The organism is Aeromicrobium sp., assembly GCF_036675695.1.
Classification (GTDB): Bacteria; Actinomycetota; Actinomycetes; order Propionibacteriales; family Nocardioidaceae; genus Aeromicrobium.
Genome location: NZ_JAKFEL010000051.1, coordinates 73,596 through 90,511, shown reverse-complemented (window position 1 = coordinate 90,511; position 16,916 = coordinate 73,596). Strand labels below are relative to the sequence as shown.

Here is a 16,916-nt window from a genome sequence, read left to right as displayed (position 1 = left end):
GGTGTGGCCAGTCCCACCAGTCAGCCTGGCCAGGAGTTCTCGGCCAGCAGCTCTTCCAACGGGCGTACGGACGTCCACTTCTCCTGCTCGAGCATCGGCCGGCGATAGAACTCCTCGACCGGGCCGAGGCACAGGATCGCGACGGGTTCGGCACCCTCGCGAGCACCGATCAACTCGGCCACGACCTCCGAAACGAACATCGACACCCAGCCCATACCGATGCCTTCGGCGCGAGCCGCGAGCCAGAGATTCTGGATCGCACAGGACACCGATGCGAGATCCATGTGCGGCATCGTGCGTCGACCGAAGACGTGCCGCTCACGATCGTCGCCGAGCGCCACGACCAGCACCTCCGCGCAGTCGAGGATGCCCTGAACCTTGAGCCGCATGAACTCGTCCGCGCGCTCCCCCATCGCGTCGGCCGTGTGACGACGCTCGACCTCGACGTGGTCATGGAGGGCATGCCGCAGCGCGAGATCCGTGACGCGCACGATGCGCCACGGCTGCATCAGGCCGACGCTCGGCGCCTGGTGGGCGGCCGACAGCAGGCGGGCCAGCACGTCCTCGTCGACTGCCCCGCCAGCGAAGTGCCGCATGTCGCGACGCTCCGCTATGACGCGGTAGACCGCCTCTCGGTCCGCGCTGTCGTACGCGTGCTTGGTCAGAGCTTGGTGCCAGCCGAACGCAGGTTCTCGCAGGCTTCGGCGACACGTGCGGCCATGCCAGCCTCGGCAGCCTTGCCCCAGGCGCGCGGGTCGTAGAGCTTCTTGTTACCGATCTCTCCGTCGACCTTGAGGACGCCGTCGTAGTTGGTGAACATGTGCGCGGCAACCGGGCGGGTGAACGCGTACTGGGTGTCGGTGTCGACGTTCATCTTGATCACGCCGTAGTCGACGGCAGCCGCGATCTCTTCGGGCGAGGAGCCTGAGCCGCCGTGGAAAACCAGGTCGAAGGGCTTGTCGACACCGTACTTCTCGCCTACTACCCCCTGCGCTGTCTTGAGGATCTCAGGGCGAAGCTTGACGTTGCCTGGCTTGTAGGAGCCGTGCACATTGCCGAACGTCAGCGCAGTCATGTAGCGGCCGTTCTCTCCGACACCCAGGGCCGCCGCAGTGGCAAGCGCGTCCTCGGGGGTGGTGTAGAGCGTCTCGTCGATCGCGCCCGTGACGCCATCCTCTTCGCCTCCAACGGCACCGATCTCGACCTCGAGGATGACATTGGCTGCCTTCGCCTTGGCGAGGAGCTCAACGGCGATCTGGAGGTTCTCATCCATGTCGATCGCCGAGCCGTCCCACATGTGCGACTGGAAGTAGGGCAGTCCGCCGGACTTGACCCGCTCGGTCGACAACTCGAGCAGCGGACGGACGAATCCGTCGAGCTTGTCCTTGGGGCAGTGGTCCGTGTGGAGCGCGACATTGATCGGATAGTTGGCGGCGACCTCTTCGGCGAACTTCGCAAAGGCGATCGAGCCGGTGACCATGTTCTTGATCGTCGGGCCGGAGAAGTATTCAGCGCCGCCAGTCGAGACCTGGACGATGCCGTCGCTGCCGGCCTCGGCGAATCCCTGGAGTGCCGCGTGCAGCGTCTGCGAGGAAGAGACGTTGATGGCGGGGTACGCGAACGACTCGCGCTTGGCCTTGTCGAGCATCTCGGCGTAGATCTCGGGGGTCGCGACGGGCATTCGTTCTCCTGTGGTGGCGTTGGAGACACCAGTATCTCAGTCGCTCGACCTACCAGCGAGTCACCTACGAGGTCAGCCGTTTCTCGAACCAGAAATCTGCGTACGGATTGGCGTTGTAGCGCTCCACATCCGCGTAGCCAGCTGCCCGGTACATCTCTATTGCATTGGTCAGCGCTCGGTTGGTGTCGAGTCGTACGACGTCATGTCCGAGCTCGACCGCGAGTTCTTCCAGCCGCCGCCGGATCTGGCCAGCTACACCGCGACCTCGGGCGTCCTTGGCGACCCACATTCTCTTGATCTCGGCGACACCTTCACCGATGGTCGTCAAGCCACCGCAGCCGACGACCCCGCCGCCGAGGACCGCAACGATGAACACGCCATGATCTCCGCCAAACTTCTCCTCGTCGCCAGCGGCTTCAGACGGATCGAAGCCCTCTTCGAAGCGCTCGTCGAGCTCCAGCAGGTACGCAGCTACGGCCTCCCTGGCCTCGGCAGACCCGGGATCGACGAGCTCCAGCGACACATCGTCAGACATGTGCCCGAATCCATGCGTGCATCGCAATCGCGGCCGCAGCACCCGCGTTGATCGAACGGGTCGAGCCGAACTGTGCGATCGACAGCGTACGTTCGCAGGCCTTCCGTGCTTCGTCGCTGAGGCCCGGCCCTTCCTGGCCGAACACCAGTACGCACTCGCGCGGCAGCTTGGCGGTCTCGATCGGCTCTGAATCGTCGACGTTGTCGATGCCGATCACGGCAAGTCCGGCTTCACTCGCCCAGGCGCTGAAGTCATCGACCGTGTCGTGGTGGCGCACATGCTGGTAGCGATCGGTCACCATCGCACCGCGACGGTTCCATCTCCGCTTGCCGATGATGTGCACCTCGGCTGCAGCGAAGGCGTTGGCCGTGCGCACAATCGATCCGATGTTGAAGTCGTGCTGCCAGTTCTCGATGGCGACATGAAACGGGTGACGCCGCAAATCAAGATCGGCGACGATCGCCTCGAGCGTCCAGTAGCGATAGCGGTCTATGACGTTGCGCCGGTCACCGTCACGCAGCAGCTCGGGGTCGAAGTGGTCGCCGACCGGTGGCTCTCCCTCCCACGGTCCAACCCCAGGCAGGTCCGGCTCGGTCACGCCACTCCGTACTCGTCGCGGTAGGCGCGCACGGCGTCGAGGTGCTCGCTGTGTCGCCCGGTCTCCTCGAGGTATCCGATGATCTGGCTCAGCGTGACGATCGCGGTGACGGTGACTCCGAAGTCACGTTCAACCTCTTGGATCGCCGACAACTCACCCTTGCCGCGCTCCTGCCGATCGACCGCGACGATGATGCCGGCGACCTGCGCACCCGCACCGTCGACGAGCTCCATGACCTCGCGGATCGCCGTACCCGCTGTGATGACGTCATCGACGACGAGCACCCGGCCCTCGAGTGGTGAACCGACGACGAGACCACCCTCGCCGTGGTCCTTGGCTTCCTTGCGGTTGAAGCACCACGGCACATCGCGACCGTGCTGAATCGCGAGCTGTACGGCGGCCGCCGACGCGATCGGGATGCCCTTGTAAGCCGGGCCGAGCAGTACGTCGAACTCCACGCCACTGTCGACGATCGCCGCCGCATAGAAGCGGCCGAGTTCGGCAAGCCGCTCACCGGTGTTGAACAGCCCGGCGTTGAAGAAGTACGGCGAGGTGCGCCCCGACTTCAGGGTGAACTCCCCGAACCTGAGCACCTCATGGTCGAGGGCGAACTCGATGAACTCGCGTTGGTAGTCGTGCATACGTCAGGAGGCCGGGCTGTCGGCCTTGGAGACCGTATCGACCAAGTCGCCGATGACCACATTGCGGTTGCGCGTGTGGAAGAGCTCCGAACAGGTGAGCAACGTGATGACTGCCTTGGTCGGCCGCTGACCTGCTGCGTTGGGTGCCGGTACGCGTTGCAGCGGCCAACCGACCGTGAAGTCGACCGTGATGCTCGTGCCACTGTTGCGCAGCTTGTAGGTGAAGACGTCCGTGCGCGTCTCGACGTAAACCAAGTCGCCCTTCTTGAGCTTGGGGAACTTCGAGAACACCTCACCGTGCGTCACCCGGTGGCCCGCGATGGCGAAGTTGCCGATCTGGCCAGGCGTCGCGCTCTTGGGGTCCCAGCCGACACCGCGCGCCAGCGCGCCGTCGTCGAATCCCTTGACGATCGGCTTCTCGTAGGTGTCGCCGAACCGCGGAACGCGGAGCAGTCCGATGGCGCCGCTGTCGATGCCCTTGCCCCAGTCTTTCGCGATCTGTTCCTTGACTTCGTTCTGCTTCTGCTTCGACACGATATTGGTGCCGTAGTACTGCCAAGCGATGTACGCCAGCATGCTGAGGCCCGCGAGAATCAGCAGAACTCCGAGTGCTCGCGCGATCTTTCGCCCAATCGATCGTTCCGGGGCCTGCCGGGCGAGAGTCGTTGTCATGGCCCCAATTCTCGCATCTTGATTTCTGGACCCGTTAATTTCCCCAAAACCTCCAACGCTTTCGCACCGTTCGCGTAGCATTTCTTACTGCAGGGTCAATTCGCTTCTGGCAGTTGGCGCCTGTTGTCGCCCCACCGTTTCACCCCCCGAGAACGGTGGGGCGACTTTATGCGGTTTTACAGGCAATTTCGCCGGTCCTAGACCGCTTCCACGACATCTGGATCGGCTGTCCGGAAACTCTTCGCAGTCAGCAGGACAATCGGGATGAGAACGAGCGGGATCACGAACGCCCAGCGCAGGTGATCAGCCGTCGCGGCAGCACCGATCAACCCGCCGCCAAGGATCGCGCCAAGGTAGTTCGCGATGTTCATTCGCGCGATCGCCACATCCAGCGCAGCGGCCGGTACGGCACCAGCGAGGGCCGCAAATGCCAAGGGGGCCAGGATCGCGAGACCGAGTCCGGCGACGAAGAACCCGGCGATCGCCACGAACGGTGCCGCGGCCGACACAACGGTCACCAAACCGACGATGCCTACCGTCGTACCAATTGCCACGACCGAAGGTGCGCAGATGCGGCGTACGAGGAAGTCGCCGCCGAAGCGCGAGAACAGCGCACCAGCCTGGTACGCGCCGTACGCGAGCGGCGCGATCGTCTTGGTCGCGTCGAGCGCATCCTCGAGATAGACGCTGCTCCAGGTGAGAATGCCGGTGTCGGCTGCATAGAAGAGGAGAACCACCAGCCCGAAGATCAGGATCGGGCGCCACGGCAGGTCAAGTCCCTTGGCTGACAGGCCGGCCTCGTGCTCCTGCGCTTCGATGAATGCTGGCGATGCCCAGAGCACGACAGCCCATACAACGACGGCGACGATCACCAGCGAGATCGCGAGCGGCAGGTCGATCTCGGCAGCACCCGACGCATACAGAGCACCAGCGATGCCGCCGACCGACCACATTCCGTGGAAGTTGGCCATGATGCTGCGGCCGTACGCTTTCTGCACGCGTACGCCCTGCATGTTCATACCCGCGTCCACGCCTCCCACGCCGAGGCCGTAGATCACGAAGGCGGCGAGGAGTAGTCCGAGGTTCGGGGCCAGGCCAACCATCAATGCGCCGAGGCCGATAGTGGCGAGCGCCAGCTTGAATGCCACGGCGCTCGTACGACGCTCGGCGAGCATGCCCGCTAAGACCGAGCCAACTCCCGACACGACCGCGACCATCACGAGGATGCCGGTGAGGGCGCCGTCGTCGAAGTCGAACTTGTCCTTGATGCGCGGTGTCTGGGTCACGATCGCGGCGAACACCAGACCCTGCAGGAAGAAGCCAGCAGCCACGGCGACGCGCGTACGAGTCAGTGCAGGAGTCACCGCGCCAGCGTAGGGCCGATACGGGTCGCGCGGATCAGACCGCGAGGTTGGTCAGGTCAAATGAAGAGCAACTGGGCGCCGGCGGTCTTCTCGATGAAGTCCGAGGCGCTGATGATGGCTTCGACCTCGTCGTACAGATCGGCAGCTTCGAGGTGTTGCATGTCCGCTGACATCTTGCACGCCCACAGGTGGCCGCCTGAGTCGACGATCTGTTGAAGGAAGTCCGGCACCTCGGGGATGCCGAGCTCCGCGATCGACTTCTTCATCTGGTGGGTAGCCATTGCCGTCATACCCGGCAGGCCACCGAGACCCTGTGGCATATGTGTCGCGGTGTTGCCGAGCATCGTGAACTTCAGGTCACCCATCGTCTTGACGTTGATCATGTCGAAGCCCCAGAAGGTGAAGAACAGATGGGTTTCGATGCCCTCGCCCAGCGCTGCGTTCGCCAGCACCAAGGCCGGGTAAGCCATGTCGAGGTTGCCCTTCGAGCAGATGATGGCGAGCTTGCGGTCGGTGTCCACGTCGCCGAATGACGGCAGGATCGGGGCGTTTTCGGTTGTGGTCATGGTGTCTCCTTCAGACGCAGCCGCGAGGCTTGGGCAAGCCAGCGACATAGGCGAGCTTCTTGGCGGGTTTCTGGGGGAACAGGACGAACATCGACTTCGTCGGTATTCCTCCCACGACGTTGATCCGGCGCAGGGTCGCCGTCTCCCCTTCCTTGGCGAAGTCATCTCGGACGAATCGGAGCGCCTTCCAGTGCTCCTCGGTCAACTCGATGCCGATCTGAGCGGCGAGCGATGTCGCGAGCGACTCACTCCACTCGCTCGGATCCGTCATGAATCCCTCGTCGTTGACGTGAATGTCGTGACCGTCGATCGTCGTTGTGGTCATTGCGTCAGTCCTCCTCCTTCGGGGCGTTCTTGCCTGCCATCGACATGTGCGACGGCAGCGGGACGGGATGTCCGGGCAACAGGACGTTCCAATAGATCTGGCGGAACGCGAGCTTTCCGAGATGGTTTGCCCGGGTCTCCTTGAGAAGGCTCAGCGGGCCGATGTGCGGGAGCGGGTACTTCCCCGGCAGTGGCTGCGTGTCGTAGTTGAAGTCGATGAGCAGCGCTTTGTCGTCGCCGGACTCCACGAAGCAGTTGGCATGACCATCGAAGGATCCGGTCATCGGTTTCCCGTCAATGTGTTGCAGGAAGTTGTCGACGAAGATCTCAACGGCGAAGTGGGCCACCGAACCCGCCTTGGACGCAGGGATGTCGCTCGCGTCGCCGACGGCGAACACATTCGCGTGTGCAGTCGACTGCAGTGTGTGTTTGTCGACGGGTACGTAGTTGAGCTCATCACCCAGACCTGAGCGAGCCACGAAATCTGCGCCCATGTTCAGTGGGACCGTCACGAGCAGGTCGAAGGGCACCTCGCGCTCGTCGTACGACACGAGGACACGGCGGGTGTCGTCGACGCGCTCGACCATGAAGTCGGCCTCGATGTCGATCTTGCGCTCCTGGAGCATCGCGCCCAGATGGTCTGCCGCAACCGGCTGGGTGAACGCACCGTCGAGCGGTGTGACGAACACCAGCTCAACCCGGTCGCGAACTCCCTTCTTGCGAAGCCAGGACTCGACCAGAAAGGTGAACTCCAGTGGCGCGACCGGGCACTTGATCGGCATCTCGGTGATGTGCACGACAAGCCGGCCCTGGTCGAAGCTCTTGAGGGCCTCGGCGAGAGCCTCGGCACCGTCAAGCGTGTAGAAGTCAAAGATGCTCTTGCGCCATTCGGGACCGAGCATGCCGGGCGTCTGATCCGGACGCGGCGTCGTACCGCTGGCGATGACGAGGTAGTCGTAGTCGAGCGCCTGGCCGCCCTCAAGGAGAACACGGTTGGCCTCGGCATCCACCGAATCGATCTTGGCCTGGACGAAGTGGACATCGTCGGGAAGGAGCGGGTGGCGCGGGCGGATGACATCGTCTCGGGTGTAAGTGCCGAACGGCACGAACAGATAGCCCGGCTGATAGTGGTGCGCGTCGTTTTGGTCGACGACGGTGATCGCCCAGTCGTGGGCGTCGAGTCGCTTGCGGAGCTTGTTGGCGATCATGGTGCCCGCCGTTCCGCCGCCGAGTATGACGAGACTGCTCATTGTTCCTCCTGTGTCCGCTGTCGCACTTTCACGCTAGGAGCGTTGCCGTGCGACACACAGGGACCAACGACCTGTTGCCGGGGGCACTTCTGCCTGCCGACCATTGGTCAGTACGAGCACGCCTCGAGAGGACATAGGGTCAAAGCGATGAAGACCACCAGCGCACGCATCGACGGGCTCGGCACGACGATCTTCGCGGAGATGAGCGCGCTCGCCCTTCGTACGGGTTCGATCAACCTGGGGCAGGGCTTCCCGGACACCGACGGCCCGACGTCGATCATCGACGCTGCGGCGGATGCGATGCGATCGGGCCGCAACCAGTACGCGCCAGGTATAGGAGTGCCTGAGCTGCGACAGGCCATTGCTTCACACCAGCAGCGGTTCTACGGGCTGACTGTCGACCCGGACACCGAGGTCGCCGTCACGACTGGCGCCACCGAAGCCATCGCCTCGGCGATCCTCGGGCTCGTCGATCCGGGTGACGAGGTCATCGTGCTCGAGCCCTACTACGACTCCTATGTCGCGGTCATCCAGATGGCCGGCGGCGTGCGCAAGCCCGTGACGCTGCGAGCTCCGGACTTCCGGTTGCCGATCGACGAGCTGCGGGCGGCGGTGTCGCAGCGTACGACGGCGATCCTGCTCAACACTCCGCACAACCCGACCGGAACGGTGCTCACACGCGATGAGCTCGAGGCCGTCGCGGCAGTTGCGCAGGAGCACGACCTTGTGGTGATCAGCGATGAGGTCTACGAGCACCTGACGTTCGGTGTCCCCCACATACCTATTGCCACCTTGCCGGGTATGCACGAGCGGACCCTGACGATCTCGAGCGGCGGCAAGAGCTTCTCGCTCACCGGCTGGAAGATCGGCTGGGCCACCGGTCCAGCGGCACTCGTGTCGGCGATGATCGGCGTGAAGCAATTCCTCACCTACACGTCAGGCTCGCCGCTCCAACCCGCGATCGCCGAAGCGCTCGGGTTTGAAGACGAGTACTTCTCAGCCTTCGTTGCGCAGATGCAGACGCAACGCGACCTGCTTTGCTCTGGGCTCGCGGATCTCGGGTTCGACGTGTTCGTGCCTGAGGGCACGTACTTCGCGACGACTGACATCCGTCCGCTCGGCTTCACCGACGGCATGGAGTTCTGCCGCGCCCTGCCGGAGGTTGCCGGCGTCGTCGCGATCCCCCATCAGGTGTTCTACGACGACGTCGAAGCCGGAGCACCGCTGGTCCGCTGGGCCTTCTGCAAGAAGCCCGAGGTCATAGCCGAAGCGCTAGACCGCCTGACCAAGCTCAAGCGCTGAGCTCAGGCGGACGCTTCCCAGCCGTCATAGTCGCCACCCGGCACCGAGGCCGCCAGTGACTCGAAGAAGGCTCGTACCTGCGGCACTGTCTCGAGATTGACCGGCCAGTCCTCACGCTCGGCGACGATCCCGGAGTGCTCCGGAACGACCCGCTGCACGGTCCAACCTCCGGCAGCCGCTCCGGCCTCAAGGACGGCTGCGCCTTCGTTGTCATCGCAGTAGACGTAGTGGAGCCAGTGCCGCGGCACCTCCAGTCCACCGTCGCTTTGCGCGATCATCGCGAGTAGTTGGTCATCCCCAGCATGACCGGTGGTCGGCAGCTGAGGGGCGGCTGGCTTGCGTCCGAAGATTCCCATGACGAGACCCTACGCACCAGCGAGTTCAGGCGGCATCCGCGCGGACCGACATCCGGCGACAACCTCAGGCCCCTGTGCTGCGTGGACCACGACTTCGCCAGCTGGATCGTCAACCAAGAGTTCGCCGCGTGGGCAGAGCAGGTGAACACAGGCGGCCTTGACGGTCTGTATTAACGACACCAGTCGGAATACATGTGAGGGCTCAGGCCTTTTGCGCCTTCCGCGCCTCTCGCGCTTTCGCCTCTCGCGCTTTCCGCGCCTTCTGTATTGGCCGGTTGTGGCGGTTGCGACGATAGGTGATCACCGTCGTCGCGATGATGTCGGCCCAGACGACGGCTAACCCCGGGAGGGCGGCGAACCCCATCCAGTGCTGGTCGGTCAACATGCCCAGACCAGTCCAAGCGAAGAGATACACCCCAGCAGCCAGCGAGACCCACGTGAAATACCCGGGGTTCAACGGCGTGCTCAAACCGCACCCCACCGCACTCGGGACGTTTTCACCCAGCGGCTCGGAGCCACCTTGCCTTTGGTCACGCTTTCATTGTCCCCGTGTTCTAACTGACTAGGTGTATTGGGAGTTTGCGGGCTTGGCTGCCCACGCTTCAGCCCCGATACGCTGGCGCTCTTGATGAGCTGCCCGTCGCACCCTTGCGGAGCATGGGCAACACTCTTGGCTTCACCAGCTCGGACAAGACGATGACGCTGGTCGATCTGACCACTGTGCCGGACTGGCTGATGTGCAGCAGCACTGTCTGCAGATCCTCGTGCGAGGTCGCAGCGATCCTGCAGACGACATCTGCCGCGCCGCTGGTGACGTAGGCGTCGAGGACATTCGGCAACGACTCGAGCTCCTCGGTCACGGCGTCGAGTGAGCCCTGAGCGATCTCAAGCGTGACGAAGGCGATGACAGGGTGGCCGGCCGCGATCAGGTCGATGTCGGGACCGTAGCCGGTGATGATGCCGGCCGCCTCCATCTTGGCGAGCCGCGACTGAACCGTGGCGCGGGCGACCCGCGTGATGCGCGAGAGCTCAAGGTCTCCAACGCGGGGGTTCTCGCGCATCGCCTCAACGAGCGCTACATCGAGCTGATCCATGTCGCCAACTCCTAGTCAGATTGCCTACTTGGAGCCCACACTACTCCGCTCAGGTGTCATACCTGACCACCTGCGACTGGCTCGCTTGCCCATTGAGCATCAAGTGGGGTGACCTAGGGGCATGACCATCGATCTGACCGACTCCGAACGCCTCGCCGAGCTCGACCTCGACCAGCTGAAGCAGCTCGTCGGACTGGTGGAGTACGACACCAAGTCCGACCCGTTCCCGGTCACCGGCTGGGACGCTGTCGTGTGGGCCGTCGGCAACGCCACGCAGTCCGCGCACTTCTTCATGTCCGCCTTCGGCATGGACCTCGTCGCCTACTCCGGCCCCGAGACCGGCAACCGCGACCACCACGCGTTCGTGCTCGAGAGCGGTGCCGTCCGTTTCGTCTTCAAGGGCGGAGTCGATCCCGACAGCTTCGTGCTCGACCACCATCGCATCCACGGCGATGGCATCACCGACATCGCCCTCGAGGTGCCCGACGTCGACGTCTGCATCGAGCACGCGCGCGCCGAGGGAGCAACGATCCTCGAAGAGCCGCATGACATGACGGACGAGCACGGCACCGTACGCATTGGCGCGATCGCGGCGTACGGCGACACCCGCCACACCTTGGTCGACCGCAGCAAGTACACCGGTCCCTACCTGCCCGGTTACGTCGAGCGCCACTCCACGATGGAGCGCGCGGCCGATGCGCCCAAGCGGATCTTCCAGGCCCTCGACCACGTGGTCGGCAATGTCGAGATCGGCCATATGGACGAATGGGTCGACTTCTACAACCGCATCATGGGCTTCACCAACATGGCCGAGTTCGTCGGCGACGACATCGCCACCGAGTACAGCGCGCTGATGAGCAAGGTCGTTGCCAGCGGCAACCACCGGGTGAAGTTCCCGCTCAACGAGCCCGCGATCGGCAAGAAGAAGTCTCAGATCGACGAGTACCTCGAGTTCTATCGCGGCCCGGGCGCCCAGCACCTCGCGCTGGCGACCAACAACATCCTCGAGACCGTCGATCGCCTGCGCGCGGCCGGCATCGAGTTCCTCGACACCCCGGACTCTTATTACACCGACCCCGCGCTGCGTGCCCGGATCGGCGAGGTCCGGGTGCCGATCGAAGAGCTGCAGAAGCGCGGCATCCTGGTCGACCGCGACGAGGACGGCTACCTCCTGCAGATCTTCACGAAGCCGATCGGTGACCGTCCAACGGTGTTCTTCGAGCTCATCGAGCGCCATGGGTCACTAGGCTTCGGCAAAGGCAACTTCCAGGCCCTGTTCGAGGCGATCGAACGCGAACAGGCACGGCGTGGAAATTTCTAGGGCAGGCAACGGATAGGGAGGGCAGATGGCCCACTACCGAAGCGCGGGCAACATCCCGCCCAAGCGACACACCCAGCACCGCGACCCCGACGGCAACCTCTATCGCGAGGAGCTGATGGGCGAGGAAGGCTTCTCGTCGGACTCGTCGCTGCTCTATCACGTGGGTGTGCCCTCGGCGATCACGGAAGCGCGTACGTGGGATCTCCCCGACCAGTCGACGAAGCCCAACGAACCACTGCTCGCCAGGCACTTGAAGCTGCATGACCTGTTCGATGGCGGCGCCGGCAACGACATCGTCACGAGTCGCCGACTGGTGCTCGGTAACGGCGACGTCCGGATCTCGTACGTGGTGGCCGCCGAGACCTCGCCTCTCTACAGGAATGCCACCGGCGACGAGTGCGTGTTCATCGAGTCCGGTAGCGGAACGCTGGAGACGGTGTTCGGCCACATCCCGTTCAGCGACGGCGACTACCTGATCATCCCCCGGGCCACGACGCACCGCTGGGTGCCGAACGGCGTTGTGAGGGCGTACGCGATCGAGGCCAACAGCCATATCGGCCCGGCTCGTCGCTACCTATCGAAGTTCGGCCAGCTCCTCGAGCACGCGCCCTACTGCGAGCGGGATCTCCGCGGGCCCAGCGAGCCTGAAGTGCGCGACGAGACAAGCGTCGAGGTCTACATCAAGCATCGCGGCTCCGGCCCGGGCGGGCTCAGCGGCAGCATCCACGTCGTACCGCTGCACCCGTTCGACGTCGTCGGCTGGGATGGCTGCCTCTACCCCTACGCGTTCAACGTCGCCGACTTTGAACCCATCACCGGGCGCGTCCACCAACCGCCGCCGGTGCACCAGGTCTTCGAAGGCAACAACTTCGTGATCTGCAATTTCGTGCCCCGCAAGGTCGACTATCACCCGCTGGCGATCCCGGTGCCGTACTACCACTCGAATGTCGACTCGGACGAGGTCATGTTCTACGTCGCTGGCGACTACGAGGCGCGCAAAGGCTCGGGCATCGGCAAGGGTTCGATCTCGCTGCATCCCGGCGGCCACTCGCACGGTCCACAGCCGTCGGCGATCGAGGCCAGTCTCGGCGTCGAATCCTTCGACGAGCTCGCCGTCATGGTCGACACGTTCCGCCCGCTCGAGCTCGGCGAGGGCGGAACCGCCTCCGACGATGGCGAATACGCACTCTCCTGGATCCGCTGATGTTCCATCAATTCTTCGACGACGCGGCAATCTTCCCGCCCGGCAACATGCCGATGGGCGACGCCGTACGCGCGCACCTAGCCCGTCGCGGCACGCCCGAAGGCGAGTACGTCGGCCCGTTCATCTGCAGTGCCGCACGTCTCGGCGAGCTGAGTGACGCGCTCGGCCACGGCCACCTCGAACTCTCGCTGGTCGCAACCGTCGACGAGTTCAACGGCGCTGCTCGCGAGCTCGCCTCACAGCAGAACCTGACTCTGACAGCGCTCGAGCTGAAGGGCCCCGTCGAACAACTGCCCGAGACACCGAACGGCCTGCGCGTGTTCGTCGAGCGCACGTGGCACGAGTCCCTGGACGTGCCCGAAGGCGCGATGCTCAAGCTCCGCTGCGGTGGACCTGACACTCGCGACACTCCGTCGGCCTGCCAGCTCGGCGGAGCCATCCAGCACTGTGTCGAGAACGACCTCCCCTTCAAGCTGACCGCCGGTCTCCACCACGCCGTACGCACCGAACGCGACCACGGGTTCCTCAACATCCTCGCCGCGGTGAATGCTGCGATAGATGGCAGCGATCCAGTACCCGCACTGCTCGAGAGCGATGCCGCGGCCCTCAAGGTCTCGAACCCTGAAGCCGTACGACGTTTGTTCCGGTCCATCGGAACCTGCAGCATCGATGAGCCCGTGACCGACCTGCGCGAGCTCGAGCTGATCACGTGACCGAGCGCCAGCGAGGTCACCATCAGGCAGCAATCACGCCGCTGCGTCCGTATCTTTGCTCCTCAACGGAGGTGGCGGCATGACCGACTTCGGACGCACGACGCTTCCCTACTGCTCATTCATCCTCGACGGGAAGCGGCACATCGGCGTGGGCATCGGCACCCAGGTTCTCGACCTGACCGCTGCTGCGTCGACGATCGTTCCTGAACATGCGGCGCTCTTTGCCGACGGGTCGCTCGATGCCCTGATGGCCGCCGGCCCAGCCACCTGGCACGCCGTACGCGAAGCACTCCTCGCCCATGAGCCCGGGAACGACCTGCACGACGATGTCGAGCTCGTCCTGCCATTCACGGTCGCCGACTACGTCGACTTCTACGCGTCTGAGCACCATGCGACCAACGTTGGCATGATGTTCCGGCCTGACGGCGATGCGCTGACCCCTAACTGGAAGCACCTGCCGATTGGCTATCACGGTCGTGCCGGAACGGTCGTGGCCTCCGGAACCACGATCCTGAGACCATCCGGTCAGCGTCGCTCGCCGGACGGCGAGATCACCTTCGGCCCCAGCACCAAGCTCGACATCGAGGCCGAGCTCGGTTTCGTCGTCGGTGTCCCGTCAGCGCTCGGCACTCCGGTTCCGATCAGTCAGTTCGACAAGCACGTGTTCGGCGTCTGCCTGGTCAACGACTGGTCGGCTCGAGACATCCAGGCGTGGGAGTACGTGCCGCTTGGCCCGTTCCTCGGCAAGTCATTCGCCACCTCGATCTCGCCGTGGATCATCCCGCTCGCCGCGCTGAACGGCGCGCGTGTCGATCCCCCAACCCAGACACCGCCGCCGCTGCCGTACCTCCGGGCGGACGAGCCGTGGGGACTCAACCTCGAGTTCGTCATCTCGCTCAACGGCATCGAGGTCTCTCGGCCGCCATTCGCGTCGATGTACTGGACCGGCGCACAGATGCTGGCGCACATGACCGTCAACGGCGCTTCGCTTCGTACGGGCGATCTCTTCGCCTCAGGCACCATCAGCGGACCCGAGACCAACCAGCGCGGATCACTGCTCGAGCTTTCGTGGAACGGCACCGAGCCGATCTCCTTGGCCGACGGCACGACCCGCTCGTTCCTCGAGGACGGCGACACAGTGACGATCTCTGCGGTTGCGCATTTGGACAACGGGGAGAGGCTGGAGCTGGGCGAAGTGCTCGGCACCATAGTCAGCCAGCCGTAACGAACGCTCGCCCAACCTCGTTGAACCATCCACAACGGAGACAGGAGGACGCCACATGACTCAGCTGATTCTGGTGATGCTCGTGATGATCCAGGCGATGTTTGTCGCGGTGTTCCTGTATGACCTGATCTTCGAGCGCGGGTCTACCAAGCGCTGATTTCTGCAACGATCGTCGGATGACGAACGAAGCAGCCTGGAGACGACCTGCCACCGAGGGCGACGGATCCCCCTACGCTCACGCCAAAGCACCCAGCGACGACGGCCCGACATACAACACGCTGACGTACGAAGTCGACGGGCGCGTCGCACGCCTCACGTTCAACCGGCCCGATCAGGGCAACTCGATCACACCGGACACCCCGGTCGAGCTCGCCCATGCCGTCGAACGCGCTGACCTCGACCCACGCGTGCACGTCATCGTGCTGAGCGGACGCGGCAAAGGCTTCTGTGGGGGCTACGACCTCGCCGCATCCGCCGAGAACCTGATGGATGGCGGGCTCGGCATCTCGAGCGGTGCCGAGGGCACAGTGCTCGACCCCGTCGTACAGATGACCAACCACGATCCCAATGGAACGTGGGACCCGATGATCGACTTCGCGATGATGAGCCGGTTCACCCGGGGCTTTGCCAGCCTGCTGCACGCCAACAAACCGACGGTCGCCAAGATCCACGGCTTCTGCGTCGCCGGCGGCACTGACATCGCCCTGCATTGCGACCAGATCGTGATCGCTGCCGACGCCAAGATCGGTTATCCACCCACTCGCGTATGGGGCGTTCCGTCAGCCGGTATGTGGGCGCACCGCCTCGGCGACCAGCGAGCCAAGCGGCTCCTGCTCACGGGCGACTGCCTCAACGGACGCGAAGCCGCCGAATGGGGACTCGCCATCGAGGCTCCCGAACCCGACCAGCTCGACGCACGCACCGAGATCCTGGTCCAGCGGATAGCCGCGATGCCGCTCAACCAGCTGATGATGGTCAAGCTCGCGCTCAACTCAGCACTTCTCGCTCAGGGCGTGCAGAACAGCCAGATGATCAGCACCGTCTTCGACGGGATCTCGCGGCACACCCGCGAGGGTTACGCCTTCCAGCAGCGAGCCGCCGAGGCCGGGTTCCGAGACGCCGTACGGGAGCGCGATTCCGCTCCGTACGGCGACTTCGGACCCTCGACCAACAAGGACTAGCTGGTCAGTGCCGGACAGTTCCCGCGCCGACGAGCATGGTGCACGGACCGACAAAGCCATCCGGGCCTTCGAACTCGGTCAGCGCCTCTTCGACTTCACGCCAGGTGTCTTCGCGGTCTTCCGGTGAGAGGCTCACCATCATCTGACGCAGGGCACCGAACGACTCGCGCTGGAACTTCACACAGTCCTTGGCGCTGGGAAGACGTACGGGCGACGGCACCGCAACCACCTCGACGTCCGTGAAGCCGGCCGTCGTGAGTGCCTCCTCGAGGACACCCGGAGCTCCGAGCGAGAACGGTCCGGGCTGACCCGGGAGCGGAGGAGGCAGCTGTGCGCGACCGCGGATGATGCCCACCGGAACCGAGAAGAAGCGGTTCTCGTCAGGAGTTGAGTAGACGACCGTTGAGAATCGTCCGCCGTCACGGAGCGCTGAGTGAATGCCACGCAGCGCCTTCTGCTGATCCGGGAAGTAGATCAAACCCACCCGGCTGACTGCCGCGTCGTAGTCGGAGCCCGCGAGCGTACCGACTTCTTCGCCATCGAGCTCGAGCGTCTCGACGTTGTCGAGTCCCGCTGCCTTTGCCTCACCGGCCGCTCGGAACAGCAGCTCGGGCGCGATGTCAGAGATGACGACCTTGCCTGAAGGGCCGACCAGCTGGGCGATCGGAAGCGACTGCTCGCCGGCACCGGCAGCGACGTCAAGAACGCGGGCGCCCTCGCTGATGTGGGCGAGCTCGATCATCGAGTCTGTGGCGGCGCCGAGCCAGTCACCGATGGTGGGTCCCCATCGGTGCCATGCTTCTGCGGCGTCCTGCCACTGCTGGCGGGTTGTTGCCTTGAATGCGACGGGGTCGAACGTTTGCGTGGTCATGGTTTCGTCTCCTTGCCC

The 16,916-nt window shown here is 64.3% G+C and carries 20 protein-coding genes; 6 read left to right on the top strand and 14 right to left on the bottom strand.

Features of this window, described 5'->3' with window-relative positions:
- Positions 1–20 precede the first annotated feature (20 nt).
- From bluB to sqr, 10 genes are all read right to left on the bottom strand, one after another.
- On the bottom strand, positions 21–665 hold the full coding sequence (gene bluB / locus V6M39_RS03425; protein WP_332642320.1) for a 5,6-dimethylbenzimidazole synthase: 645 nt from the start codon (positions 663–665) through the stop codon (positions 21–23).
- Positions 662–1,681, bottom strand: coding sequence for a class II fructose-bisphosphate aldolase (gene fbaA, locus V6M39_RS03420; protein ID WP_332642270.1), 1,020 nt, complete (start codon positions 1,679–1,681; stop codon positions 662–664). The genes bluB and fbaA overlap by 4 nt, the downstream gene beginning before the upstream one ends.
- Positions 1,682–1,745: 64 nt before the next feature.
- Positions 1,746–2,216 carry a GNAT family N-acetyltransferase gene (locus V6M39_RS03415; RefSeq protein ID WP_332642269.1) on the bottom strand — a complete coding sequence of 157 codons (471 nt, stop codon included), beginning with the start codon at positions 2,214–2,216 and terminating at the stop codon, positions 1,746–1,748.
- Entirely contained in the window at positions 2,209–2,814 is a 606-nt protein-coding gene (locus V6M39_RS03410; protein ID WP_332642268.1) for a TrmH family RNA methyltransferase, read from the bottom strand. The genes V6M39_RS03415 and V6M39_RS03410 overlap by 8 nt, the downstream gene beginning before the upstream one ends.
- Positions 2,811–3,455, bottom strand: coding sequence for an orotate phosphoribosyltransferase (pyrE, locus tag V6M39_RS03405; RefSeq protein WP_332642267.1), 645 nt, complete (start codon positions 3,453–3,455; stop codon positions 2,811–2,813). The genes V6M39_RS03410 and pyrE overlap by 4 nt, the downstream gene beginning before the upstream one ends.
- A gap of 3 nt (positions 3,456–3,458) precedes the next feature.
- Entirely contained in the window at positions 3,459–4,127 is a 669-nt protein-coding gene (locus V6M39_RS03400) for a class E sortase (protein WP_332642266.1), read from the bottom strand.
- Between the two features lie 197 nt (positions 4,128–4,324).
- Positions 4,325–5,491: an MFS transporter gene (locus tag V6M39_RS03395; RefSeq protein WP_332642265.1), complete on the bottom strand. Its 1,167-nt coding sequence runs from the start codon at positions 5,489–5,491 to the stop codon at positions 4,325–4,327.
- A 56-nt stretch (positions 5,492–5,547) separates the two neighbouring features.
- Complete coding sequence (locus tag V6M39_RS03390) at positions 5,548–6,057, bottom strand: DsrE/DsrF/DrsH-like family protein (RefSeq protein WP_332642264.1); 510 nt, start codon at positions 6,055–6,057, stop codon at positions 5,548–5,550.
- Between the two features lie 10 nt (positions 6,058–6,067).
- Positions 6,068–6,382 carry a TusE/DsrC/DsvC family sulfur relay protein gene (locus V6M39_RS03385; protein ID WP_332642263.1) on the bottom strand — a complete coding sequence of 105 codons (315 nt, stop codon included), beginning with the start codon at positions 6,380–6,382 and terminating at the stop codon, positions 6,068–6,070.
- Between the two features lie 4 nt (positions 6,383–6,386).
- Positions 6,387–7,631, bottom strand: coding sequence for a type III sulfide quinone reductase, selenoprotein subtype (sqr, locus tag V6M39_RS03380; protein ID WP_332642262.1), 1,245 nt, complete (start codon positions 7,629–7,631; stop codon positions 6,387–6,389).
- Positions 7,632–7,778: 147 nt separating this feature from the next.
- Between sqr and V6M39_RS03375 the strand changes: the two genes are divergently transcribed.
- On the top strand, positions 7,779–8,933 hold the full coding sequence (locus V6M39_RS03375) for a pyridoxal phosphate-dependent aminotransferase (protein ID WP_332642261.1): 1,155 nt from the start codon (positions 7,779–7,781) through the stop codon (positions 8,931–8,933).
- Between the two features lie 2 nt (positions 8,934–8,935).
- On the opposite strand, the gene V6M39_RS03370 is transcribed toward V6M39_RS03375, so the two are convergent.
- The 3 genes from V6M39_RS03370 to V6M39_RS03360 form a co-directional block, all read right to left on the bottom strand.
- Positions 8,936–9,289, bottom strand: a complete 354-nt coding sequence (locus tag V6M39_RS03370) for a ribonuclease E inhibitor RraB (protein ID WP_332642260.1) — start codon at positions 9,287–9,289, stop codon at positions 8,936–8,938.
- Positions 9,290–9,491: 202 nt separating this feature from the next.
- Positions 9,492–9,758: a hypothetical protein gene (locus V6M39_RS03365; RefSeq protein ID WP_332642259.1), complete on the bottom strand. Its 267-nt coding sequence runs from the start codon at positions 9,756–9,758 to the stop codon at positions 9,492–9,494.
- 133 nt (positions 9,759–9,891) lie between these two features.
- Entirely contained in the window at positions 9,892–10,383 is a 492-nt protein-coding gene (locus tag V6M39_RS03360) for an Lrp/AsnC family transcriptional regulator (RefSeq protein ID WP_332642258.1), read from the bottom strand.
- A gap of 121 nt (positions 10,384–10,504) precedes the next feature.
- On the opposite strand from V6M39_RS03360, the gene hppD reads away from it, so the two are divergent.
- From hppD to V6M39_RS03335, 5 genes are all read left to right on the top strand, one after another.
- Complete coding sequence (gene hppD, locus V6M39_RS03355; RefSeq protein WP_332642257.1) at positions 10,505–11,704, top strand: 4-hydroxyphenylpyruvate dioxygenase; 1,200 nt, start codon at positions 10,505–10,507, stop codon at positions 11,702–11,704.
- A gap of 25 nt (positions 11,705–11,729) precedes the next feature.
- On the top strand, positions 11,730–12,908 hold the full coding sequence (locus V6M39_RS03350) for a homogentisate 1,2-dioxygenase (RefSeq protein WP_332642256.1): 1,179 nt from the start codon (positions 11,730–11,732) through the stop codon (positions 12,906–12,908).
- Positions 12,908–13,621 carry a hypothetical protein gene (locus V6M39_RS03345; protein ID WP_332642255.1) on the top strand — a complete coding sequence of 238 codons (714 nt, stop codon included), beginning with the start codon at positions 12,908–12,910 and terminating at the stop codon, positions 13,619–13,621. Before V6M39_RS03350 ends, V6M39_RS03345 begins: the two co-directional genes overlap by 1 nt.
- Before the next feature lie 79 nt (positions 13,622–13,700).
- Positions 13,701–14,846, top strand: coding sequence for a fumarylacetoacetase (gene fahA / locus V6M39_RS03340; RefSeq protein WP_332642254.1), 1,146 nt, complete (start codon positions 13,701–13,703; stop codon positions 14,844–14,846).
- Positions 14,847–15,022: 176 nt separating this feature from the next.
- Positions 15,023–16,027, top strand: a complete 1,005-nt coding sequence (locus V6M39_RS03335; protein ID WP_332642253.1) for a crotonase/enoyl-CoA hydratase family protein — start codon at positions 15,023–15,025, stop codon at positions 16,025–16,027.
- 4 nt (positions 16,028–16,031) lie between these two features.
- Here V6M39_RS03335 and V6M39_RS03330 read toward each other — a convergent pair whose 3' ends face one another.
- Positions 16,032–16,898, bottom strand: a complete 867-nt coding sequence (locus V6M39_RS03330; RefSeq protein WP_332642252.1) for a class I SAM-dependent methyltransferase — start codon at positions 16,896–16,898, stop codon at positions 16,032–16,034.
- Between the last annotated feature and the right edge of the window lie 18 nt (positions 16,899–16,916).